The following is a 25,427-nucleotide window of genomic DNA, read 5'->3' as shown; positions in this document are numbered from 1 at the left end:
GTTGAATAGAAATTTATCCTATAAGAGAGAAACATTTATTGAGGTATAGATGTTTTTCTATGTCTTTTGATATCTTTGTTAGTGTCAGTCTTATCCTATAAATACGTTTCTTTGTCTGTGCTCGTCTGATGGGCACATACGGACCAACTGATGGGCATCGATGGATCAACAGACGAGCACTCACTGCTCGTCACGTGAGCATTGAGTGCCCATAGTATAGAGTGATTTTTGGGCACTTTGTGCAAAAAGAGCATCAAAAGTACGTCATTTATCAGAAAAAATAGAAAGGAAAAAAATAATCTCTTGAAAGCTTGCCAGTCTCATTCCTTTTTATTATTTTTGTAACCATAAATATCAGTATATTGAAGATAAAGGCTGATATAAAGGGTAAATATCATTATAATGATAGATAAATGAATAGAAGATTATGGCAGATTTATATGAATATTCTACTCCAGAGTTGGTACGCTTGCTGGGAATGAGATTCAAAGAATATAGAATGAGATGCAATCTCACCCAGAAAGAGGTTGCCGAGCTTACGGGGCTTGGCTTGACCACCATCCACAAGTTTGAGAATGGAACAGCGGGCAATCTCTCGCTTTCTACTTTTCTCCTCTTGCTGAAGGTGGTGGGTCAGATTGATGCTATAAATGATGTGTTTCCTGAACTTCCTCCATCACCTTATCTGATGAGAAAGGATGAGAAGAAAGCGCAGAGAATACGTCATACAAAACGATGATAGATGGATCAGTTCCATAGAGTCAGCGATAAATGCTCATCTCGTATCATGGGGGTTGGAGGATACAGACAACAGTTCTGCTTCTTTTGAGATAGATGGCAAAAGTTGTACTGATGTTCGCATAGAGCAGGCTTACAAAGGCAACTTCCATTTGTATGCAAGCATAGATGGGCGAGACTGTAAGTTTATTATCGGAAAGAATAAGCCAGAATATGCTTTGATTCAAGAGTCGGGAGTATCTAATCTTCCGGAGTCGATGCTCAGAGATTTGGTTGCGAAATATCTGGTGAAATAGAAGAGAAGTGATTCTTTTGTTACCTTCTTTCTATGAAAATTCTTGGGATTTGCAAGAAAGTTAATGATTTTCTTGCCAGTCCCATTCCTTTTTATTACCTTTGCACTTGTCTTGCTGTGGATGGCTGGCATTGAGATGCTGGCTAGGAAATGAAAGTCCATGGCTTGGCACTATCATAATAAGAAAGACGTTTGCTTTACGTTTTCTTCTGACTCTTCGAAACGTAGGAAATTTCATAGAGCGTTCAGTGGAAGACAGCGGTGGGCGTCTACCCATCGTGTATATTTACACTATGGCATAGGTGTACCCTTTTCATTTGTATGGAGAGGGTGCATTCTGTGCCGTACGCAATAATATATACCCATTGGCGTAGGCTTCTATTGCTTCTTATCTTTGACGCTAAGGTTTCTTCCTACGTACCTGAAGAGCAAGGATATTGATAGCAATATGATTCCTGCGCCTTTTCTTTGTAAATGATTGTGTGTAAGTGATATAGGAGTAATTGATTCTACTTAGGGAGTCGAGTAGATTAGAAATAAAAATCGACCTAAGTATGATCATCGACAACAAGCAAGATAGAGATCCTAATGACGGAATTAACACCAAGACAGTTTGGGACTACATGAAGTATTATACCGACCCCGAGAAGGATAGGGAAGGTGTACTTGATATAGTGACGGGATTCTTCTCGGTTACAGGATTGGAACTGTTGGGCAAGCACTTCTCGCCCAACAATGAGTATCGTATGGTGCTGTCTCAGATGGTTGCCGACGATCAGTTCCAAGACCATATCCTCGACTTGCTCAATGATGACTGTGGCATAGAGAATGCACTCCATCTGAGTGATGCCGCCAAGAATGCCCTTGAGTTCCTGCGCCGTGACAAGGTATATGTCAAAGCCATCATCAATGCCTTTTGCCATGCCAAACTCTATCTCTTCAAGGACAATCATGACCCTGCCCACAACTATTATGTGCAGGGCAGCAGCAATTTGACTTATGCGGGCTTGGGATATACTCCTTCCTCTAATGTAGAACTGAATCTTGCTGACACAGGCAACTCCGATACCTACCGTTCTCTCCGTTCCTGGTTTGAGGAACAGTGGAAGTCGGTGGCAAAAGAAAAAATGCCAGAGGATAGAGAAAAACCAAAGGGTGCGCAAATAGATGTGAAACAATACTTTATCCAAGAGATAGAGAAAATTTTCCGCAAATATACACCAGAGGAAATCTATTATAAAATACTCTTCGAGTTGTTCAATTCCGATCTCGACTTGGATGGCGGCATTGAACACCGACAGGATATGCAGCTTTTGCAGACCAGTGTGATTTGGAACACGCTTTTCAATTACCAGCAGAAGGGTGTCATCTCTCTGATAAAAATGCTCCGTAAGTATAATGGAGCTATCCTTGCCGATGCTGTGGGTCTTGGTAAAACCTTCTCTGCATTGGCTGTCATCAAATATTTCCAGACTCAGAATTATCTCACAGTCTTGCTCTGTCCGAAGAAGTTGGAGCAAAATTGGGACCAGTATCTCCGTCGTCGCAACTCCCGTTTCGAGAAGGATGAGTTCGACTACATCGTCCGTTTTCATACCGATATGCAGAACGATCGTATGGAGGAGCGATACACCGATGCCAAGTTGAGCTATCTTCAGACGAGAAAGAAGATTCTGGTCGTGATGGACGAGAGCCACAATCTGCGCAATGAGAAATCTGGCAGATATCAGGAACTGATGAAGAAACTTATCCAGAACAAGGAGGGACAGGAAAACCGGGATGTAAAAGTCCTGATGCTCTCAGCTACTCCTATCAACACCGGCTTGAACGATGTGAAGGGACAGTTCAACCTTATCGGTCATGGTAAGGATGATGCCTTCGACAACGATGACTTCGGTGTGGAATCGCTTACCAATCTCTTCAAGGATGCGCAGACCAAATATACCCAGTGGTGCAACAATCCCGACAGAACCATCGGTGGATTCATCGCCACCTTGCCTCCTAAGTTCTTCAATCTGACAGACAAGCTTATCGTGGCTCGTACACGAAAGTTGATTGAGAAAACTTTGGGCGAAGACTTGGGCTTCCCAGACAAGGAGAAGCCTGTCAATATCTATCAGGGCGTGGAGCATCTGGGCAAGCTGCAAACTACGGAAGAAATTTATCAGAAGTTCGATGAACTGAGCCTTACCGCCTATCAGCCAAGTCTTTATCTCGAAGTGAATAAGAAGAAGGCTCGTAAAGGAGCAGCTAAGGATTGGGATGACAACGTAAACCGTGAACGTTTCCTGGTCAAGATGATGGGTGTATTGTTTATGAAGCGTCTGGAGAGTTCCTGGTATTCCTGCATGACTACGGTGAAGAAGGTACTCGATGTGCATGAAAGCACCTTGAAACTTGCCTTGGAGTTCAAGGAGAAGGGTGGCAATGGAGCTATTTCTACTGGTGGAGGAGAAGGTAATGCTGATTTTGATGATGAGGAAATCGATGACCTGATGGACGAGACTTATTCCCTCCGTAAGGGAACCATCAAGCTTTCGGATATGCAGAACTTGGGTGGTTTCATCCGAAATCTGCAGATGGATGTCAATAAATTGAAGGAAATCTACAAGAACTTTGAGGCTTTTGCTGCTGACTATGAGGCTGGCGAGGAGAAAGACTTGAAATTGGAAGAACTTGTGAGAATTCTCAACGAGAAGAAGAAAACCAAAAACAAGAAGGTCGTTATCTTCACCGCCTTTGCCGATACCGCTCAGTTTATCTTCGATGAGTTGAAGAAGCGAGGTTTCTCTCGCATGGCTTCTGCTTCGGGACAGAATGTCTTTACCACAGGTGCCCATAGTACCAAGAACTTCACCGCAGTGCTCGAAAGTTTTGCGCCTTATAGCAAGCTCTACAAGGAGAAAGACTGGAGCGGCATGTATGCTGATGCTCGACTAGATAGAGCCAAATATTATGATGATGAAAAGCAACGTTGGAATGTAAGTTACGAGAAGTGGTTGGAGCTGATTGCGCAATATGATGCCAAGGCCTTAGAACAGGTAAATGACGGCATTGATATTCTGATAGCCACCGACTGTCTGTCGGAAGGTCAGAACCTGCAAGATGCTGATACTCAGGTTAACTTCGACATCCATTGGAATCCTGTTCGTCTCATCCAGCGTTTTGGTCGTATCGACCGTATCGGTTCGCCTAACAAGGTAATCCGTTGTGTCAACTTCTGGCCAGCCAAGTCGTTTGAGGATTACCTTCATTTGGAGACCCGCATACAGAATCGTATGTCGTTGATGAAACTGGTGGATACCGAGACTCAGGAACTTGATGAGAAGTTCAAGAAGATGGTAGAAGACAATCCTCTGCAAGACAAGAATGCCGATCGTTTGCTGGAGGAACTCCAGAACAACAGCATCTCCGACATAGAGTCGCCAAAAACCCTGTCGCTCAAGGATTTCTCCTTTGAGACCTATCGACAGGACTTGCTCGATTTCCTTGATAAGAATCGAGATGTGTTCCGTTGTATGCCGAATGGCATCTTCTCTGGTTTCCGCTTTGACGATACTCTCTTTGAGAAGATACCTGAGAGTCTGGTTGCCGTGGTTGGTTATCCTCGCAGAATGCAGGGTAGCAATAAGCCATATACCGAGCTCTATCTGATGTGTCAGCCAGTGGATACCCATCTTCCTGCCACTTATCAGGAACTGAACAGAGCCGAGATTCTAGAGTTCCTGAGAACCAACAAAAATCAGGAGCGCTATGTGCCAGACTGGATAGAAAGCAATGACAACGAACGAATCGGCAAGCTTTCGGGAATATTGAAGGAGTGGATGAAAAGTAAGGTGCCGCAGCAGGCGACCTCCATCATTCTCGACATCGCTAAGTCGCACAAGGCTGGTGGCTTATTTGCCAACCCGAAGAAGAAAGATGCAAAAGGTAAGTTGTTGGAAGAGAAATTCAAGATAAAGAACTTCGACTTGATAGTTTGGGAATATGTTAGTAAAAAATAAGAAATATGGAAAAAATATTGCGACTCTTTAAAGAGTCTTCATTATATGATGCTTGCTTGCAGATGCTGAACCATCTGCAGGTTTCGGTGAATGAAGTCACCCGTGAACCTATCCCTTTTGTGAATTTGTATCAGGAAGCTTATTCTGTCACCCTGCCTATTGCTTTGAGAGAAGCGGTGGACAAGTTGGCTTCCACCTATTATATAGGTAATATTGATGAGGCTACACTTGCTGGTCACGGCAAGGGAATGAGCATTGATGAGGTGAATGTCGAAACCCAAGAAGGCAAATATGACGGTATGATGGTGTTTGCCGTAGATGTGAAGGAAGGCGTGAAACTTACCCGACAGGAGAGTACCATCTTGACTCGTGGCTTCAACCGCATCGCTTCAGCCCAGCCTGTCATCTTGTTTATCCGTCAGGGAAAATACCTGTCACTTTCTACTTGTGAGCGAATGAAGTATTCGCAGGAGTGGCGCAATGGAGGTAGCGAGAAGTTGGGCAAGGTAAGCATCCTCCGCAATATCAATTGCGAGCATCCACACCGTGGACATCTTGATATCTTGGAGGCTTTGGGTGACGAGGCTTGTACTTCGTTTGAGCAACTGTACAACCATTGGATGAAGGTGTTCTCCAATGAGTTGCTTACCAAGAAATTCTACAGCGAACTGAGCGATTGGTATGCTTGGGCGGTGCAGGTAGCTCGTTTTCCTAATGACTTGTGTACCAATGAGGATGACGAGAGATTCAATCATGAGGCTTGCATCCGATTGATTACCCGTTTGATTTTTGTCTGGTTCTTGAAGCAGAAGCATTTGATACCAGATGAATTCTTTGATGAGGATTATATTCGGGAGCATTTTATAGAGAACTTCGACCCACACGATCGCAAGAGTCTTCTGTATGATACAGAGAAGAGTAAGTATTACAGGTTGATATTGCAGAACCTCTTCTTTGCCATGCTCAATCGTCCGATTGTGGCAGAGGGCAAGGATGAGGCAAACAATCGTCGTTTCCGTGCCAAGGTTGTAAAGAGTGGCAAGAACTGGGATTTTAATGTGAACAATCTGATGCGCTATGAAGGCGACTTTATGCCTGGTGGTGCAGAGGAGTTTTTGCGCCTTGCCAATAGCAACGTGCCTTTCCTGAATGGTGGCTTGTTTGAGTGCTTGGATGACAAGATCAACAGAATATACTATGATGGTTTCTCTGAGAATGAAAGGTCGTTGTCGCAATTGTTTCTGCCTGATTATCTGTTCTTTGGTGATGAGGTGGGTGCGAGCATCGACCTGTCAAAATGGTATGGTGACAAGAAAAAGAAGAATGTTTCAGCGCAGGGCATCATCGACATCTTGCGTCATTATTGCTTTACGGTAGAGGAGAATACGCCTTACGAACAGGAGGTGAGTCTCGATCCTGAGTTGCTGGGTAAGGCTTTCGAGAATTTGTTGGCTGCTTATAATCCGGAGACACAGACTTCAGCTCGTAAGCAGACGGGTTCTTTCTATACTCCTCGTGAGATTGTGCAATATATGGTGAACGAGAGTTTGGTAGCCCATCTCAAGCGAGTTTGTGGAGAACAGGACGAGGCTTTGTATCGCCAGCTCTTGAGCTATTCTACGGAAGATGTTTCTGTGACAGAAGAGCAGAGTCATAACATCATGGATGCACTTTATCATTGTCGTGTACTCGACCCAGCTTGTGGCTCGGGTGCATTTCCTATGGGCATACTTCAGCAGATGGTTCATGTGCTGAAGCGTATTGACCCAACAAATGAGAAGTGGAAGGATTTTATGATAGACCGTGCCATCAGTCAGAGTAAACAAGCCTTTGCCGTAGATAGTGAGACGGAGCGTAGGGAGCGTTTGGCGGACATCGAGAGTGCATTCAATCAGAGTGTAAACGACCCGGATTATGCCCGAAAACTCTATCTCATAGAGCATTGTATCTATGGTGTGGATATTCAGCCGATTGCCACTCAGATAAGTAAGTTGCGTTTCTTCATTTCTTTGGTCGTTGATCAGCGACCAACGGATGATGCTACCCATAACTTTGGTATCCGTCCGTTGCCTAATTTAGAGGCTAAGTTTGTGTCTGCTAATACATTGATACCTGTGGAGTACGATAGTTGTTTGGTGGATAGTGCACCTGATGTTATCAAGTATAAGGAGCTGTTGAAGGAATTGAACCACAAGATCTTTTTGGCTCGTCGCAATATCGATAAACAGAATTTGAAGAAGCAAATCAAGGAAACCCGTAAGGCTTTGGCTGATGCCATCGAAGAGACAGGTTTTGTTTCTCATGGTGCAGCCCAGCAGTTGGCAGATTGGGATATGTTCGACCAAAATACCTCTTCTTATTTCTTTGACCCAGAATGGATGTTCGGGGTTAAGGGAGGTTTTGATATTGTCATTGCTAATCCGCCGTATAAAATAGTTTCTAAAAATGACCCTTTGAAAGGAAAGTATGAAACTCTATTCCAAGTAGCTCATGGTGGCAAGAGAAATCTGTATCATCTTTTTTTTGAAGAAGGTGTTAACTTGAATAAGGAGCATGGTGTATTGTCTTATATAACTCCGGATACTTATTTTTCAGGAAATGATACTCTAGCTTTAAGGGAATTTTTGGTTAAACATGTAACTATTTCAACAATAGTTCATTATACGGAAAAAGATAGAGTTTTTGATAATGTAACTCAGGCTGTTGCTGTAGTTACGATGATAGCAGAAAGAGCGTCGAAAAAATCATCTTTTAAAATAATAGGAAAGAATTGTAAATCAAATATATATTATTCGAACTTGACAAAGGATGTAAAGTTTGTATTCAAAAGCGACAATGCTGTTGTTTCTAGGATGAAGCATGCTTTGTATAAATTTGATGATGTAACAAGAAGTTACAAGGGTGATGTCAATTTAGGATTAAAGAAGGCTTATTTTGTTGGTGTACAAGATACGAATACATTGCCATTAATTAGAGGCGTACAAATATCGCAATATGGTTATACTAAAGGGGAGGAGTATTGCTATAAGGCAGCTTTGACTAAGGACGAATCTGGTTTTGCGCGAATTGTTATGCAAGAAGTTGCAAATATGGGATTAGCACAACGTATAAAGGCAACTATATTGAAAAATGTTATTTGTGGCGATTCATGTAATCTGATCTACTCTATAGATGAAACGATATCAAATTATATAGTTTTGGCAATTTTGAACAGTAAGGTTGTTAATTATTATTTTAAATTTTATAACCAGACAAATCATGTGCCAGTTGGTGAATTACGTAATATTCCTTTTCCTTTGGTTTCTGAAAAAGAAAAAAAACAGTTGGGTAAATTTGTAGAAAATGCTTTTTGTGCACAAGGTAAAAGTGAATTAGAGACACAGATGAGAAAGATAGATTTCATAGTCTATCATCTCTATGGCTTGACCTACGATGAAGTCTTGGTAGTAGATCCAGATACTCCAATCACTCGTGAGGAGTATGAGGCATACAGAGGTGAATAATAAAAGAATGATAATATGAGCAAGATACAAGATTATTATGATTTTATAGATAAGTTCAAGGGCGACTTGAAGCCTCGTTTGCAGACTGAACTTGAACAGTTGGAAGATTCATTGATAGCAGAGGAAATCCTCCCTGCTATCAGCGAGTCGGTGGCTCCTGTGCTTGGTATCCTTCGTCGTCATCTCACCCTCGTCGTGGATTACGACCCAGAGGGAGGCATCACCGTGAAGACCACTCGTGGGAAGGTGGAGGTGGATGAACCAACGGCAAAGAAATATAAAATACCATCAACAAAGAAAGTGGTGAAAGTAGCGGAGGCAAAGCCGGTGAGTGGGGAAGAACCAGAGCCAAACAAGCCTCAGAGAGCCAAGCGCAGACCAAACACAGGCCTCTGTGTATGGTTGTCTAACGGCGAGTTTATCCAAGCCAAGAAGGCAAATCTCACGATGGTTGAGGCTGTGAAATGGGCTGGGGTAGAAACTGTTGCTGCTCTTGGACTCCCTCATGATAGCGACTATCTCGTATCAAAGAAGGAGCATCCGAAATATGCTGGTGCGCAGCAATCTCTGCCCAACGGCTATCTCCTCAATACCCATTCCAGTACAATGACCAAGAAACAGCAGTTAGAGAAAATCTCCAAGGCTTTAAACTTGGGTTGGAAAGTGGAGATTGTCAAGTAAGAAGAAACCTGGGGGGCTTTGCTATTTATAAGTGGGTAATCCGAGGTCTTATTTTATTTTTCTTGCTCAAAAGTTTGTATTATCAATAATTATTCGTATCTTTGCAGCGTCAGTTCCCATCAAGCCTCTCAACGATGCTCAAATGCGTGGGGCTTTTTTTTATAATTTGAGCTTGTCGAAGTACGTGGCTCTAATGTACTTGTTGTCATCGTTCCTATCTGAATCAAAACGATAAATATTCATCCTAAAAGTGCATTATATGTTAGATTCCATTTTTTTGTTGATTTCTTCGACTTCTGCATGCAATTTCTCTCGATTAGCTCTTCTCTGCTCTGGAGTCAAACTTTCCACTCGCTTCATTTCTTTTACGAAGCGTTCAGTGTCTTTACCCACTAGAATTGGGGCTTCTCTTATTGGTCTTGCCATATTCATATCCTCCTATTATTTTGATGTTTGTATATTTCTGTGACCTTCATTAGGTGTATATCGCTTATTGCTTAAACAGGTCATCCATCGTAATCTCGCTCTGTATCATGCCGTATTGGGCATTTTTTTTGCCACACCATAGGTCGTAACGAAGGTGAGGTGCAGAGTCTTGCTGGTATCAGTGGTTTTTAGATAAAAATATGCTTGAACTGCGGTTCTATTTTTGCAGTGATATATTGTTAATAATCAGAAAAATGCTTGTTTTCTGAAATATTATCTGTATCTTTGTACATTAATTATTAAGAGTAAGATTATGGCTTCAAAGAGATATCCTTTGGGAATACAAACGTTCTCCGAAATCGTGAAGGGGAATTACTTCTATGCTGACAAGACGGCTATCGTCTATCAGTTGGCTCATTATGCCAAGTTTCATTTTCTGAGTCGCCCGCGTCGATTCGGAAAATCCTTATTTGTATCTACCCTCCAGGCTTATTTCGAGGGTAAGAAAGAACTGTTCAAGGGCCTTGCCATCGAACAGATGGAGAAGGAATGGACGGCATATCCTGTCATCCACTTGGATCTGAGTTGTGGTAAGTATTATAGTTTGGAGAATGCTAAAATTATATTAGACAATATCCTTAAAGTTGAAGAGCAGAAATATGGAATAGAAGTTCCTGAATCTGGGCGTGAAGGCTATGGTGCTCGCTTTAGGAACATCTTGCTGGCTGCCAAGGCACAGACAGGTAAGCAAGTTGTTGTTCTCATCGATGAATATGATGCTCCGATGCATGATTCTATCAGTGACGAAGAGTTGCAGAAGACCATCCGCAACATCATGCGAGATTTTTTCAGCCCCTTGAAGCAGCAAGAGGGAAACATTCGCTTTGTTTTCATTACAGGTATCTCCAAGTTTAGCCAACTCAGCATCTTTAGCGAGTTGAACAATCTCAAGATTCTCACGTTGAAAGATGAATACAGTAGCTGTTGTGGTATTACCAAGAGAGAATTGACTCAATATTTCCGTGAGGGTATCGAGGAGATGGCTGAGCATAATGGACTCACTTATGAGGAGACCTTGCAGCAACTCAAGCAGCATTATGATGGCTACCATTTCAGTATCAATAGCGAGGATATCTTCAATCCTTATAGTATTATCAATGCCTTGGACGATAGGGAGTTTAATAGCTATTGGTTTACATCTGGTACGCCTACGTTTCTGATAGAGCTGATGCAGCAGAAGAATTTGGATATGCTCAATCTGGACGATCTGTGGATACAGGCATCACGTTTTGATACACCTACGGAAAGGCTTGCTGATCCTATTCCTGTCCTTTTCCAAAGTGGCTACCTTACCATTAAAGGATATGAGAAGAAAGGCAAGTTGTATCATCTCTGTTTCCCAAATCAAGAAGTAAGGCAAGGTTTCTCGGAAAGTCTCGTCAGGTATTATTCTGCGCAAGACATGAACAGATATGATGCCATCGTGTATGCTTATTCCAAGAATGTGCTTATTAATGACGACATGGGAGCTTTTATGTCTCATTTGAAGGCATTCTATGATAAGTTCCCATATACGATTATCAACAATAATGAGCGTCACTATCAAGCCGTGATATTCACCATTTTCACCATGCTTGGCGAAGATGTGAAGGTGGAGCATACCACTTCGGATGGAAGAATAGACCTTGTTCTCAAGACGGATAAGAGTATCTTTATCTTTGAGCTAAAATATAAGAAGTCTGCCAATATCGCCATGGCGCAAATCAGCGACAAGGACTATGCCAAGGCTTTTGCCGATGATGAGCGGAAGGTTGTGAAAGTGGGTATTAACTTCTCGGAAAACCAGCGAAGTATAGAGGATTGGGTGATAGAATAAATGAAATAGAAGAAAGTTGGTGACCTTCATCAGGTGTATGTCACCACACTATATAGATAAAAATATGTCTGAACAGGGACGGTAACTCGATTTTTTAGGCGGTTACCGCCCCTATTCAGACATGTTTTGTTCTTTTTTCAGATGCAGAACTTAGATAATCACCGCCGTTCCGCTGCAAGTTACCATCAGCATGGAGCAGCTGTTACCAACGGTTTCGTAATCCAGGTCGATGCCCACGATGGCGTTGCAGCCTAAGGATGCAGCACGCTGGCTCATCTCCCTGAGTGCAGTATCTTTAGCTTCGCGGAGGGTACTTTCGTAAGAACCGCTTCTTCCGCCAATCACATCACGAATACTGGCAAAGAAATCTTTCACAAAGTTGGTACCAATGATGGTTTCGCCTGTCACAATGCCACGATATTCACGGATAGGGTGACCTTCTATGGTTGGAGTTGTGCTCAAAATCATAATTTTTTCCTTTCTTTTTATGTTATTACTCATGTTATCTTATAACTTAGACGATGAAGTAATAGAAAAGGTTACATGGAATTTTAAATTAACTTTTTTATTAATATCATTAAATGTTTTAAAAAGACCATAGAAATCTAAATGTAATTCAATAAATTTTCTATTTGCGTATAAAAATACAGGAAAAACTGACAAAATACGTGCAAAATACAAAAAATAGTAATAAAATGTTTTGCTCGTTTAACTTTATTTGCTATCTTTGTGCCAATTATTAATTTAAAACAAAAGGGACTATGAATTCTAAGAGAAAAAACTACACCATGGTCTTGAATACATCTCTTTTGTGCTTTGCTCTTGCCTCTGGACAAGCAGTCTTTGCTCAAAACAATGTAAACACAAGCCAAAAGGGAGCTGTTCAAGCTCGCCGTACTGCAGTTATTGCCAAAGGTGTCGTCACCGATGACAGCCAGGATCCCCTGCCTGGTGTAAGTGTAAGAGTGAGAGGTACCAAATTGGCAACCGTTACTGACATCAATGGTAAATTCAGTCTTACCATGCCTGAAATGGAGCCAGGAAAGGCATATTACCTGGAGTTCACTTACCTTGGAATGGAAAAGAAGGTGGTACGTTACCACAATAGCAATTCCATCAATGTGAGTATGATTCCTGCTGCAACAAGTCAATTGAAGGAAGTTGAAGTTGTGGAGACTGGTTATGGCCGTTTGCCTCGTAAGGATATGGTTGGTGCCTTCACCACTTTGAAAGGTGAAGATGTGCTGATGCCTGCCTACCAGACTATCGACCAGATGTTGCAGGGTAAGGTGGCAGGATTGATGGTAGTCAATTCTTCTTCCCGTGTGGGATCTGCTCCTAAGCTTACCATTCGTGGAAGGCAACTATTCTTGGAAATACCGACCCTCTTTGGGTTGTTGATGGAGTCATCCAGGAAGACCCTATTTCTATCGATGCTACAGCAGCGATGACTACTGATATGAAGGAATTGATAGGTAATCAGGTGTCCTGGCTCAACCCTCAGGATATAGAAAATATTACTGTGTTGAAGGATGCTTCGGCTACTGCCATCTATGGTTCTAAGGCTTCTAATGGTGTGATTGTCATCACGACCAAGAAGGGTTCTGCAGAACGTACCAGTATCCGCTATTCAGCAAACTTCTCTGTCCGTCAACGTCCTAACTATGACTTATTTGATTTTATGAATTCGCAAGAGCGTATTCAGTTCAGTAAGGAGGCGTATGATGCGGGTGTGCGCTATCAGGGTGATCCGCTTCCTCAGATTTATACTTATGAGGGATTGATGGCTATGTTTAACAAGCACATGATTTCCGAGGCCGACTTTATGAAGCAGATGGAAAGATTGGAAACTGTGAATACTGACTGGCTTGATCTCTTGACCCGTAATTCTTTCAGTCATAGTCATAATCTCAGCGTATCTGGTGGTACTCAGAGAGTAACTTATAATGCTTCTTTTGGCTACTCTAATTCTGAAGGTACAGAAATTGGTAATAGTCAAAATCAATTTACAACTCGTCTGAATGTAGGTGTGCAATTCAGTAAGCGAATCCGTGCTTCCTTTAATATTAGCGGTAGTTCACGAAATTCTTACGGCTATAGCGGTGTAAGTCCTCAGTCGTATGCTCTTAATACCAGCCGTGCCGTACCTGCTTTCGAGGAAAATGGTGAACGAGCTTTCTATAAACAATATTATACTTATCAGTTGAACAAGTCCCTTGGTTCCAACAATACTTATGGCTACAATGTCCTCAATGAGATGGATAACAGTTATAGTAAGAACCGCGGTAATACCTTCAATGTGTCTGCAAATATTGATTTCCAGCTTCTTCCTTGGCTTAATTATCAGTTGGTGGGTTCTATGGCTCATAGTTCCAACGATTCTGAAAGTTATAAGGGTGAAAGGACTTCCTACATTGAAACCAACTATCGTGGTTATGGAGTAGGTGAGGCTGAACCTGGTTCTGCTTTGTATAAAGCAGCCCTGTTGCCATTTGGCGGTCAGTTGACCAATAATAATTCCAATATGACTTCGCTTGATATGCAGCATAAGCTGGTAGCAAGCAAGACTTTCAATGAGATTCATCGTGTCAATGGTATGTTTGGTTTTGAGATGCGTTCTTCCAAAACATATGGTAAGGGTACGAATGTCTGGGGTTATGTGCCAGAGCGTGGTGAGAGTTTGATCTCTCCTTCGCTTCCAGAGGATATTGTGCCTATCGGAGGTACACAGTCTATAGGTTGGGGTGCTCTTAGAGGTCTCTTTGAGGGTGGATGGAGTAGTATCAACAATACTTCCAATTACGTATCCTTCTTTGGTACAGCTGCTTACTCTCTGAAGAATCGTTATGTTATGAATATGAATATCCGTTCAGATGCTTCCAACCGTTTCGGACAGGATAAGCGTAAGCAGTTTGATCCTACTTATTCGTTCGGTTTCTCTTGGAAGATAGCAGAAGAGAAGTTTATCAAAGACAACGTGAAGTGGCTTGACCAGCTTAACCTCCGTGCAACATATGGTATTCAGGGAAATGTAGTCAATTCCATCAGTCCGGAATTGATAGCTTCTTATGGTGGTTTGCTTCCTGGTTATAATGAATACTATACCAGCATCGCAAGTCTTCCTAACCCTTATCTGAAGTGGGAACGTACCAAGACTTGGAACCTCGGTCTCGATATGCAGATTTTCAGAGCCGTAACGATGAGTCTTGAGTATTACGGAAGACGTTCTAATGCGATTATCGAGCAAGATGTACCAGAGGAATATGGTATGGGAACATTGAAGCTCAATGGTGGTATCATCGTCAACCATGGTCTCGAGTGGACAATGAATATCACTCCTATCAAGACCAAGGACTTAGTAGTAAGTGTTGGATTTAATGCTTCCAAGAACTGGAACAAGACTGAGACAGATGATCGCACAGCCCGTGTTGACCAGTTGACTCATCGTGATTTCGTAGCCGGCAACAGTCAGCGCCCTTTGCGTAAGGGTTATTCTCTCTATTCTTTCTGGGCTTATGATTTTACAGGTCTTGACCATGAGACTGGTCTTCCTACCTTTAGAGGTACTCAGGTAGAGGAGTTTGAAAATCCGGATAAGACAATAGATCCATTGTCATTCTTGGTTTATGCAGGTGAATCAGAGCCTTTCTTTACTGGAGGTATCAATCCTCATGTGCGCTGGAAGGATCTTCAGGTAAGTGCGAGCTTTGCCCTGATTTTGGGTTCAAAGAAACGCCTTCCTAACCCATATTCTACCTTTACTTATGGCAAGATGCCAAGTCCGCTGTCCAACCTCAGCAAGGAATTGTTGAATCGATGGAAGCAGCCTGGTGATGAGCTGCATACCAACATACCTGGTCTCTATACTTCGGTAGCGGATATTCTCAATCTCTATACACCAGATGGCTATTTTACCAATCGTTATGAAATGTGGGCAAATTCAACAGCACGTCTTGTGAGCGGTTCTTTCTTCCGCTGCAATCAGTTGTCTGTGTCTTATTATCTGCCTAAGAAAATCTGTCAGAAGATTCATGCTACAAGCATCTCTTTGAGTGGTAGTACAAACAACCTCTTCGTCATTGCCAGCAAGAAATGGAATGGCTTTGATCCTGAGTTGGGTAACAGTATCCAGCCACGCATTTTCTCTTTCGGACTTAGTGCTTCATTCTAAAAAATGACAATCATGAAAAAAGTTAAATTATATACAATGGTACTCTTGGGAGGCATGCTGATGCTCAATAGTTGCGGTGACTTCCTGGAGCCTAAATCCACAAGTGAGTTTGTCCCAAAGGATGTGCGCTCACTTAATGAAATCTTGTTGGGCGAGGCTTATCCTCGTAACGACATAGGTGGCTTTAATTATTTTCTTACTTTGATGGATGACGACTTAACTGCAACTCTCTATCAGTTACCTGAAGATAATTTCAATTACGATATATTGTTGGCTTCCTATACATGGCAGCCGGATATGTTTAATATGATGAAAGAGGCTGGTAGAACCTCTATGGATATGTATTATACATATTATCGTAAACTGAAGGGTGTGAATGCTGTCATTGATTATATTGATACTGTGACAGGTTCAGAAGAAGATATCCATTATGTCCTGGGACAGGCTTATGCGCTCCGTGGCTTTTACTATCTGAACTTAGTGAATATATTTGGTCAGCCATACAATGAGAATCCTGATGCTTTAGGTGTTCCTCTGAAATTAACAAGTGGTGTAGAGGAAAAACCGATGGCTCGCAGTACCGTGAAGGCAGTCTATGACCAAATTGTCAAAGACTTGCTGGAGGCAGAAAGTCAGTTTAAACTTGTTTCTGAGGCAAGACAATGGAAGAAGGATTACCGTGCAAGTCTGCCAATGGTACAACTGCTGCTCTCTCGTACCTATCTTTATATGGAGAACTGGGAAGAGGCTGCCAAGTATGCGAAGTTGGTGATGAACGATTCGCGGTTCAAGTTGCTTGATCTCAATACAGTAGAAACGGAAAAGAATGAATATGGTCAGGTGGCACGTATCTATACCAATTATCATTCTTATGATGAATCTTCTGAGGTCATCTTCCCTTATGGTAAAGTATCGGATTGGGCAGGATGGGTTGAAGAATATTCTACGGAAGACCCAACGACAGGTTTGCCTCGTAAACCTTATTTCCGTGCTTCTGATGAACTGCTCAACAGTTTTGAGGATGGTGACCTTCGTAAGCAGCGTTATATCGTAAGGAAAGAATTCTCTGGTGAACTGCTGCCTTTGGCTATCGGTAAATTGAAGGTCAATAATAGTTATCGACCTACTGGTGGTACAGGTGTATTTGGTAGAAGTCTTCGTCTTTCTGAGGCATATCTCAATTATATGGAAGCAGAAGCAATGCTCGCCAAGGCTGGAGTGGATGCTAATGGAAGTCAGGAAGCACTTCAAGCTTTGGTAGAATTACGTAGTAAGAGATTTGCTGATAACTATGCTCCAAAGGCAGAGGATGTTGCAGATATTGATAAGTTGGTGGAGTATATACATCAGGAACGTCGTCGCGAACTTTGTTTCGAGAGTCATCGTTGGTATGATTTGCGCCGTTGGGGTATGCCTGAAATCAAGCACGTTTGGTATTCTACACCAACTACCAAGACAACCTATACCCTTCAGGCAAAGGATCCACTTTATACAGTCCCTATACCTGATGTAGCACGAGAATTGAACAATCAGCTGGAGCAGAATCCACTTTGTGCAAAGCGCATAGGTGAGACTTCTGAGTTCACAGTTGATAATACTAACCCGGATAATAACACAGAAGAATGAAAAGATTTATATATATCACAGTTGCGAGCCTCATCACAATGACGGCTTGCACTCCATCCGAAGATCCTATCACTCCATCGGGTAACTACTCCGTTCTTCGTATGGAATTTCCTCAAGGTAACAATTCTTGGGATGAAGATATTAAAGAAATACATGATAAATATGGTGTTTATCTGCTGTATAAGGATATTACTCCTGCCGACTTGAACAGAAAATGGACGGGTATAGGTACGGGAAAACTCTATTATGGTGATGATGTGCCAGGTACAGAAGTGCCTTATTATGTTGATTTCTTTAAGAACAATGTATTCCCTTACGCTTCTACCGAGATGATTCAGAAGAATTTTCCTGTAAAGATTTACTTGCAGAAAGACTTTAGGGGTGTAGATCCTAATCTTGGAGGAGATGATTCTGGTACTGGTGGCACAGGCGGTACAGGTACTGGTGGTGCAGGCACAGGTGGTACAGGCACAGGTACAGGTGGCACAGGTACAGGCGGTACAGGTGGCACTGGCACAGGAACAGGCGCTGGCACAGGTGGTACTGGTACAGGCGCTGGCACAGGTACAGGTGGTACAGGTACGGGTACAGGTGGTACAGGCACTGGCACGGGTGGTACAGGCACTGGCACAGGTGGTACAGGCACGGGAACAGGCACCGGTAGTACAGAAATTTATATCCCTGATGTAGCAGGCTTCACCCCAACTAAATTCGATGGCTTTGACTATTGGGCAATTAGTTTTTCCAATACGGAATTATATTGGTTGCAGAAACGCGCAGAACTTAAGGATAAAGAGAATAAGACTGATGTAGAGAAGGCGGAATTAGCGAAAGCTAATGAAGCAATGGCTGTAAAGCGATTCAGTTTTATCAATCAGTTCCTTACATCTCAGCGAATGGACAATACCTTGCCAGAGCCTGAAGGATTGAGAGATGGAATGGATTTCGTTTCAAGTCTGAATAGAAGCAATCCTAACCACAAAAACTATGTGTTTAATCGTGGTCTTATCAGATGGGTAGATGATAATGGCGTAGAAGAGGAATCTCTATGGAGTATTGCTACTACCTATTATAAGCAGCCAAATTATAATTCAAGTGGTATGTACAGAGATTTCTTCTCACTCTATATCAGAGCAGCTATGCGATTCTCTCCAGAAGAGTTCTATGAAAAATATCCGAAGGAGAAGTATCCGCTCATTAGTGAAAAATATGAGCTTGTTGTCAGATACATGAAGGATAAATATGGTATCGATCTCCCTGGTATTGCCAAGGGATCAGGTACAACAACTGAAAAATAATGAAAAGTAACATACAAATATCATGCAACAGATACAAATACTGTTGCGTGGTATTTGTTCTACTTTTGAAAATGATCTTTAATCGTAATTGTATGAAGAAGAAAATTATATTTCTGATATTCTCTTTATTTAATATCCTGTTGCCTATAATGGCTCAGGATTCAATCAGTAATAGAGGAATTCTTTTTGAAGATATTTCTTTTAAGGAAGCTTTGGCAAAGGCGAAAGCTGAAGGAAAGAAAGTTTTTATCGATTGCTATACTCAAACATGTGGTCCTTGCAAGTATATGATGAAGAATATCTTTCCTTTGCAGGAGTGTGGTGATTATTTCAATCCTAAATTCGTTTCTCTGACAAGGGATATGGATGTTGGTGAAGGACCGGAATTGGGCAAGAAATATAAGGTGGGTATTTATCCTACTTTCCTCATCATTAATCCCGATGGAACTCTGTTCTGCAAGGAGATGGGGGCGATAAGACTCAACTCCAATATTACTTTCGTAGAAAAAATAGAAAATGCGATTCAGCGTGCCACAGAGATTAATGAACTGGAAAAGAAATATAACTCCGGTGAAAAGAATACAGTATTGGTACGCAAATTAGTTGACTTGCTGAAGGTAAGTGATTTCCAAAAGGCAGATACCGTACTCAATCAATACCTTAGTTCGCTAAGCATAGAGGAATTGTGTAAGGATGACACATGGAATATGTTTTCATCTGAAATCAATTCTCCTGATTCTCCTGTCTTTCGCAAACTCCTTGCCAACCGTGCTCATTTTGAAAAACTGTTGGGAAAGGATAGGGTAGAGGGAAAGATTATTTCTACCTATCAGAACGAGTTTAATATGTGTAAAATGTTGGATATGCATTTTGACCAGCGAATTGCAGATTTGAAGGACTTAGAGAAGAATGGTTATTCACAAGCGCTCGCATTACGTGAGAGTATGACGCTTCGTTGGATTATCAATGAAAAGCAGGTAAATCGTATCGGAGAAATCCTGTCAATACTTCAGAAACTGAAATCTCTTCCTTCTGATGCAGAGCGCATGGCTGTTATCAAAGAATTGAATAGCTTTGAGCGGGTAGCTAATATAGCGCAAAGGAATAAAGCTTGTACAGAACTGCGAAATATTCAAAAGTTAATGGATGAAAAGAGTGCCAGAGCGATAGAGCGCTTTATCACTCGCATTTTACCTAAGAAATAAATAAAAGCTCCATTCGGTCATCATGATTCGATTGGAGCTTTTATTTATTGTTCTATGCATGAGAAAACCCATTTGGTTTCAGTAACTATTTTGTTTCCTGTTCTTCCTGCATATCCAGATACTGGTTGTCCTTATCGTAGAATTCATACTGAAGGAATGCCAGTTTCTGTGAAGCAATCACATTAAATCCGAAACCATACTTGAACTGCCATTTGCGCTTCAAAGAAATGAAGCCCTTATTGATAAAGGCAGCTACATAAGGATTCACATACAAAGTAAATTTCTTGACGCCAATCTTGTTGACTAAGCGGTCAATCTTTCTTTCCAATTGGTCGGTGAAGAGGATGCTGGACTTGATTTTGCCCGATCCAAAACAGGTAGGGCAAGTTTCCTCTACGTTTACGTCCATAGCTGGTCGTACACGCTGACGGGTAATCTGCATCAGTCCGAATTTGCTTAATGGAAGGATATTGTGCTTTGCACGGTCCTTCTGCATGTTCTTGCACATGCGTTCATAAAGCAATTGTCGGTCTTCTGCCAGATGCATATCAATGAAATCGACAACGATGATACCTCCCATATCGCGGAGTCTCAACTGTCGTGCCAACTCATCGGCAGCACCCAGGTTCACATCGAGAGCATTTGCTTCCTGACCTTTCTCACGAGTGCGGTTGCCACTGTTTACATCAACTACATGCAGAGCTTCTGTGTGCTCAATGATGAGATAAGCACCATGTTTGTAGTTGACAACTCGTCCAAATCCAGCCTTAATCTGTTTGGTAATGCTGAAATTGTCAAAGATAGGCACCTTACCAGTATAGAGTTTAACTATGCCCGCCTTTTCAGGGGCTATTAGAGAAACATAGTTTTTCACCTCGTTCATCACATCTTCGTTGTTAACGTAGATGTTCTCGTAAGATGGGTTAAACAAGTCACGCAGGAGAGCGACGGCTCTTCCGGTTTCCTCGAATGCCAGTTGCGGGCGTTGTTGTGTTTTCTGTACCTTGGCGATAGCATCCTCCCATCGCTTCACCAGGACTTTAAGCTCAGCATCGAGTTCTGCGACACGTTTTCCCTCAGCTACAGTACGTACGATTACGCCACAATTTTTTGGTTTGATACTGTGGATGAGTTGTTTGAGTCGTGAACGTTCTTCACCGCTTTTGATTTTCGACGAAACAGAAACTTTTTCTCCAAATGGCATGAGCACCAAGTATCGACCTGCAAATGAGATTTCACCTGTCAGTCGAGGTCCCTTGGTTGAGATGGGTTCTTTTACGATTTGCACCAACACTTCCTGTCCAGTCTTCAAGACATTCTGTATACTACCTTCCTTTTCGAGGTCAGGTAATTTGGTGGCTTTAGAGAATGGGAAAAGTTTCTTTCTGTCGCTCTGTACTTGTTTAAGATACTTTTGGTAGGAATTAAATTGACTTCCTAGATCAAGATAATGAAGAAAGGCGTCGCGTTCATAACCTACATCCACAAAACAAGCATTAAGTCCCGGCATGAGTTTCTTAACCTTGGCGATGTAGATGTTGCCCACAGAAAAGGAAGCCTCGCGTGGCTCATTTTGATATTCTACTAATTGTTTATCCTCCATGAGCGCGATGGAGATGTCTTTCTGTTGGACGTCAATTACAACTTCGCTTGTCATTTTCTTCAAAAAATCTTTTAAATTAGTACTTACAGAAAAGGGGCATGTCAACACTTAAGAGCTGACATACCCCCTCAGTCACGAACTGACTGGGAGCAAAATAGGCTATAAAAGCTTACTTGCTCTTATGTCTGTTCTTACGTAATCTCTTTTTACGCTTGTGAGTAGCCATCTTGTGGCCCTTCTTTTTCTTTCCGTTTGGCATGATTTTAAAATTTTAAAATATTGTTATTTATAAATGTTATGTCCAAAGACTTAATTAATCCTCATTTTCTACAGCTTGACCCAGCATCAAATCTACAAAACTCTTTGCTGGTTTGAAATTTGGATAGTCGTGAGCAGGAATGGTGAGAGTGATGTTCTTGGAAATGTTACGTGCTGTCTTTGCTGCTCTATGCTTGATATTAAAGCTTCCAAATCCGCGAAGGTAAACATTCTCTTTTCTCTCGACAAGGCTGGTCTTAACCTGATCCATAAATGCTTCTATTACTACGCCAACATCTTTCTTTGGTACGCCTGTTGCTATAGACACCTCGTTGATGATATCTGCTTTAGTCATGTTATTCTTACTATAATTATTTATTTATTAATCTAAATCGGTGTGCAAAGATACAAGTTTTTTGCGACATAACAAAAAAGTTAGCGATATTTTTGCAAAAATAATGCCCTAAGTATTTGCATATAAGGTTTTTATTGTGTATTTTTGTACCAAAATTGGAAAAATAATGAGATTTAAGCGTTTTTTTATATTGCTCTTGGTTATTGTTTCGGTGGTATCTTCTTCATTTGCTCATCGCGAGTGGAGTGCAGAGAATGTGCCGATTCCATATCTCAAGGATTCTACACAATATGTTTCTGATCCAGATGGTTATCTATCTAAGGAACAGAAGGATTCTGCTAATTTTTATCTTCAGAAATTAAATCTGGAATGTGGCGTTCAGAATGTCTTGGTCATTGTAGGGCATGTAAAGGATCAGGATGCATTCCGTATGTCACAGGATATCGGTGAAAAGTATGGTATTGGTTACAAGAAAACTCGAAGGGGACTTGTCATGGTGATTGCCGTGGAGGATCATAAGTACTTTATTGCACCCGGTATGGGACTGGAAGGAGAATTGACTGATGTGGATTGTGATGATATTGCCAGAGCATGTATCGTGAAGTATATGCGGCTGAATCAGCCGGGGATGGCAGTTGTTACCGTTAGCCGCTCTATATATAGTAAGGTGAAGAGTGGTAGGACAGGTATTCCGGATGTGGATGATGGCCCTATAGGTGAGGATGAATGGGGATTTATTATCTTTTTTCTTATCATCTGTTTCGGCATTCCCCTATATTTATTAATAAGGTATATATTGGAGGAATGCGGCGTTATCAAGAAAAAGCCATCTTCCGGTAAATCCTCTCGTCAGCATAAAAGGCATGATGATGATTGGTTTCCTCCGTTCTTTCTGGGTGGCGGAGGTGGATTCTCGGGAGGCAGTTCTTCTGGTGGCGGCTTCTCTGGAGGTTCTTTCGGTGGCGGTTCATTTGGCGGAGGTGGCTCCGGCGGTGGATGGTAAATCAAGGTTGTAGGGAAAGAAAATATTTTCAGGTGAAATAAATATAGTATTAATTATAATATAAAATTTTGAAAGTTATGAAAAAAACAGGATGGATTATCTTGGGTGTCGTAGTACTTTTGGTACTATGGGGTTTAAGTTCTTATAATGGCATCATTGGTGTACAGGAGCAGGCTACTACTGAACTGGCTAATGTGCAGACACAATATCAGCGCCGTGCAGACATGATGCCTCAGTTGGTTAAAATCGTGAAGGCTTATGCTAAACATGAGAAGGAAACGTTTGAAGCCGTGACCAAGGCACGTGCAGCAGTTGGCCAGGTGAAACTTGATGCAAACAACCTGACTCCTGAAAAGTTGAAGGCTTATTCTGATGCTCAGGGTGAATTGGCGAATGCTTTCTCCAAATTGATGGTGGTAGCGGAAAAGTATCCGGATCTGAAGGCGGTTGATAATTTTAGGTCTCTTCAGATACAGGAGGAAGGTACAGAAAACCGAATCAGCGAGGCACGTCGCAAGTATAATGATGCTGTGCAACAGTATAATATGAAAGTACGTAAGATGCCTACTGCCATCATCGCAAATCTATTCGGTTTTCAGACTATGCCTAAGTTTGAGGCTGCTGCTGGTGCAGAAAAGGCTCCCGACTTGGATATTTAAAAACGAGATAAATTGCAATTCGTAATTTCAGTTATCAGAATCAGGTTAAAATTTTGTTTAGACCCGCTCAAAGCAATACTTCTGGAATGATATTGGAAGTTTCTCAATAAAAAAACAAAAAAAAATCTTTTTAATTTTGTATTGTCTTGCTTTTGCAGTATCTTTGCAGTCAAATTGCAGAGAGCGTGTCTTTCTAGAGGAAAATTTGAGAACAAGAATAAGGTAATAAAGGATATGAAACAAACAAAAATCGTCGCTTCAATCAGTGATCGTCGTTGTGATCAGGATTTCATCCGCAAATTGTTTTTTGCAGGCATGAACGTCGTTCGTATGAATACTGCACATGCTACAGAAGAAGGTATTCGCACAATTGTCAAGAATGTAAGAGCCGTGTCTCCTCACATTGGTATTATGATTGATACCAAAGGACCAGAGGTGCGTACCACAGGTGTAGCAGAGCCTATTCATTATAATGTGGGTGATGTAGTCAAGATTTTTGGTCGTCCAGAGATGGAAACTTCTCATGACATTATCAATCTGAGCTATCCAGATATCGCTGCTGATGTGAAAGTGGGTGATGATTTGCTCTTTGATGATGGTGAACTTGATATGAAGGTCATTGATAATCAGGGCCCGATGCTCGTAGCTGAAGTTCAGAACGAGGGTTTCTTAGGTTCACATAAGAGCGTGAATGTACCAGGCGAACATATTGATTTGCCTGCGTTGACAGAAAAGGACCGTAAGAATATCCTCCTTGCCATTGAATTGGATATTGATTTTATCGCTCACTCTTTCGTACGTAATGCTGCAGATGTAAAGGCTGTTCAGGATATCTTGGATGAACATCACAGTGATATCAAGATTATTTCCAAGATAGAAAACCAGGAGGGTGTAGATAACATCGATGAGATTATCGAAGCTTCATATGGTATCATGGTTGCTCGTGGTGACTTGGGCATCGAGGTGCCAATCGAGAGAATTCCTGGCATCCAGCGCCGCATCATCTCTAAGTGTGTGAAGGCGCAGAAACCGGTAATCGTGGCTACACAGATGTTGCATACCATGATTAAGAATCCACGTCCTACCCGTGCTGAGGTAACCGATATTGCCAATGCAATCTTTTATCGCACCGATGCGCTGATGCTTTCTGGTGAGACAGCAAGCGGTAAGTATCCTGTAGAAGCTGTGCAGACCATGGCACGTATTGCTGAGCAGGCAGAGAAGGATAAGTCTCCACTGAATGATATTGATCCAATGGAAGATGGTATGATTGACCAGAAGCTCTTCCTGGCTCATGCTGCCATTGAGGCTACTAAGAAGTTGGGTGTTGCTGGTATTATTACCGATGGCGAGACTGGTCAGACTGCACGCAACCTGGCAGCCTTTCGTGGCCCAAATCCGGTATTGGCAATCTGCTATAAGGAGAAACTTCAGCGCTGGTTGAATCTGAGCTATGGTATTATTCCAATTCATCAGAAGGATCAGGTTTCTACCAAGGCTATGTTTACTGCTGCTGTACGTATGTTGCGTCAGAAAGGCTACTTAGGTGAGGAGGATAAGATTGCTTATCTGAGCGGTAGCTTTGGAGAGGGTGGAGGTACTACCTTCGTAGAAATTAATAAGGTGAAGAAGATTTTTGATAACAGTTATAGCTTCAATTTGCCATCTAACGGCATTGAGGAATAATTGTCTGGCAAATATATTGTAGTCAGCAAATGTTTTTAAC

Annotated in this window: 18 protein-coding genes; 14 read left to right on the top strand and 4 right to left on the bottom strand. The window is 41.9% G+C overall.

Annotated elements, in window-relative coordinates; all coding sequences use genetic code 11:
- Positions 1-427 precede the first annotated feature (427 nt).
- From EXN75_RS00920 to EXN75_RS00900, 5 genes are all read left to right on the top strand, one after another.
- On the top strand, positions 428-739 hold the full coding sequence (locus EXN75_RS00920) for a helix-turn-helix domain-containing protein (protein WP_134842442.1): 312 nt from the start codon (positions 428-430) through the stop codon (positions 737-739).
- Entirely contained in the window at positions 699-1,034 is a 336-nt protein-coding gene (locus EXN75_RS00915; protein WP_134842441.1) for a hypothetical protein, read from the top strand. Before EXN75_RS00920 ends, EXN75_RS00915 begins: the two co-directional genes overlap by 41 nt.
- Positions 1,035-1,587: 553 nt before the next feature.
- Entirely contained in the window at positions 1,588-5,037 is a 3,450-nt protein-coding gene (locus EXN75_RS00910) for a helicase-related protein (RefSeq protein ID WP_134842440.1), read from the top strand.
- A 5-nt stretch (positions 5,038-5,042) separates the two neighbouring features.
- On the top strand, positions 5,043-8,540 hold the full coding sequence (locus tag EXN75_RS00905) for an Eco57I restriction-modification methylase domain-containing protein (protein WP_134842439.1): 3,498 nt from the start codon (positions 5,043-5,045) through the stop codon (positions 8,538-8,540).
- Positions 8,541-8,555: 15 nt separating this feature from the next.
- A complete protein-coding gene (locus EXN75_RS00900; RefSeq protein ID WP_134842438.1) occupies positions 8,556-9,221 on the top strand; it encodes a hypothetical protein in 666 nt (221 codons plus the stop codon).
- A 255-nt stretch (positions 9,222-9,476) separates the two neighbouring features.
- Here EXN75_RS00900 and EXN75_RS17550 read toward each other — a convergent pair whose 3' ends face one another.
- Positions 9,477-9,647 (bottom strand): hypothetical protein, encoded by a 171-nt coding sequence (locus EXN75_RS17550; protein ID WP_167639415.1) that lies wholly within the window; start codon positions 9,645-9,647, stop codon positions 9,477-9,479.
- Between the two features lie 313 nt (positions 9,648-9,960).
- Between EXN75_RS17550 and EXN75_RS00895 the strand changes: the two genes are divergently transcribed.
- A complete protein-coding gene (locus EXN75_RS00895; protein ID WP_134842437.1) occupies positions 9,961-11,523 on the top strand; it encodes an ATP-binding protein in 1,563 nt (520 codons plus the stop codon).
- A 150-nt stretch (positions 11,524-11,673) separates the two neighbouring features.
- Here the strand turns inward: EXN75_RS00895 and EXN75_RS00890 are convergent, their stop codons facing one another.
- A complete protein-coding gene (locus EXN75_RS00890) occupies positions 11,674-11,991 on the bottom strand; it encodes a heavy metal-binding domain-containing protein (RefSeq protein WP_134842436.1) in 318 nt (105 codons plus the stop codon).
- A gap of 293 nt (positions 11,992-12,284) precedes the next feature.
- On the opposite strand from EXN75_RS00890, the gene EXN75_RS00885 reads away from it, so the two are divergent.
- The 5 genes from EXN75_RS00885 to EXN75_RS00865 all read left to right on the top strand — a co-directional run bounded on the left by EXN75_RS00885 (position 12,285) and on the right by EXN75_RS00865 (position 19,823).
- Positions 12,285-12,974, top strand: a complete 690-nt coding sequence (locus tag EXN75_RS00885; protein WP_134842435.1) for a carboxypeptidase-like regulatory domain-containing protein — start codon at positions 12,285-12,287, stop codon at positions 12,972-12,974.
- Positions 12,890-15,694, top strand: coding sequence for a SusC/RagA family TonB-linked outer membrane protein (locus tag EXN75_RS00880; RefSeq protein ID WP_134842434.1), 2,805 nt, complete (start codon positions 12,890-12,892; stop codon positions 15,692-15,694). The genes EXN75_RS00885 and EXN75_RS00880 overlap by 85 nt, the downstream gene beginning before the upstream one ends.
- 12 nt (positions 15,695-15,706) lie before the next feature.
- Positions 15,707-17,320, top strand: a complete 1,614-nt coding sequence (locus tag EXN75_RS00875; protein WP_167639419.1) for a RagB/SusD family nutrient uptake outer membrane protein — start codon at positions 15,707-15,709, stop codon at positions 17,318-17,320.
- Positions 17,317-18,618 carry a hypothetical protein gene (locus EXN75_RS17955; protein ID WP_187349060.1) on the top strand — a complete coding sequence of 434 codons (1,302 nt, stop codon included), beginning with the start codon at positions 17,317-17,319 and terminating at the stop codon, positions 18,616-18,618. The genes EXN75_RS00875 and EXN75_RS17955 overlap by 4 nt, the downstream gene beginning before the upstream one ends.
- A 92-nt stretch (positions 18,619-18,710) precedes the next feature.
- On the top strand, positions 18,711-19,823 hold the full coding sequence (locus EXN75_RS00865; RefSeq protein ID WP_167639418.1) for a thioredoxin family protein: 1,113 nt from the start codon (positions 18,711-18,713) through the stop codon (positions 19,821-19,823).
- 85 nt (positions 19,824-19,908) lie between these two features.
- On the opposite strand, the gene EXN75_RS00860 is transcribed toward EXN75_RS00865, so the two are convergent.
- Both EXN75_RS00860 and EXN75_RS00855 read right to left on the bottom strand, forming a co-directional pair.
- Complete coding sequence (locus EXN75_RS00860) at positions 19,909-21,480, bottom strand: Rne/Rng family ribonuclease (protein WP_118116104.1); 1,572 nt, start codon at positions 21,478-21,480, stop codon at positions 19,909-19,911.
- Between the two features lie 259 nt (positions 21,481-21,739).
- Positions 21,740-22,063 carry an HU family DNA-binding protein gene (locus EXN75_RS00855; RefSeq protein WP_287574750.1) on the bottom strand — a complete coding sequence of 108 codons (324 nt, stop codon included), beginning with the start codon at positions 22,061-22,063 and terminating at the stop codon, positions 21,740-21,742.
- Positions 22,064-22,205: 142 nt separating this feature from the next.
- On the opposite strand from EXN75_RS00855, the gene EXN75_RS00850 reads away from it, so the two are divergent.
- The 3 genes from EXN75_RS00850 to pyk all read left to right on the top strand — a co-directional run bounded on the left by EXN75_RS00850 (position 22,206) and on the right by pyk (position 25,387).
- The gene (locus EXN75_RS00850; protein WP_134842431.1) at positions 22,206-23,042 is read left to right on the top strand and encodes a TPM domain-containing protein; all 837 of its coding nucleotides are present in this window, start codon (positions 22,206-22,208) and stop codon (positions 23,040-23,042) included.
- Between the two features lie 77 nt (positions 23,043-23,119).
- The gene (locus EXN75_RS00845) at positions 23,120-23,701 is read left to right on the top strand and encodes a LemA family protein (RefSeq protein WP_118116098.1); all 582 of its coding nucleotides are present in this window, start codon (positions 23,120-23,122) and stop codon (positions 23,699-23,701) included.
- A gap of 234 nt (positions 23,702-23,935) precedes the next feature.
- Positions 23,936-25,387: a pyruvate kinase gene (gene pyk, locus EXN75_RS00840; RefSeq protein WP_134842430.1), complete on the top strand. Its 1,452-nt coding sequence runs from the start codon at positions 23,936-23,938 to the stop codon at positions 25,385-25,387.
- Positions 25,388-25,427 lie beyond the last annotated feature (40 nt).

Origin of the sequence: Segatella hominis (assembly GCF_004535825.1) — a bacterium.
Classification (GTDB): domain Bacteria; phylum Bacteroidota; class Bacteroidia; order Bacteroidales; family Bacteroidaceae; genus Prevotella; species Prevotella hominis.
Note: the sequence above shows the minus strand (reverse complement) of the source record. Positions and strands in the feature narration are given on the sequence as shown.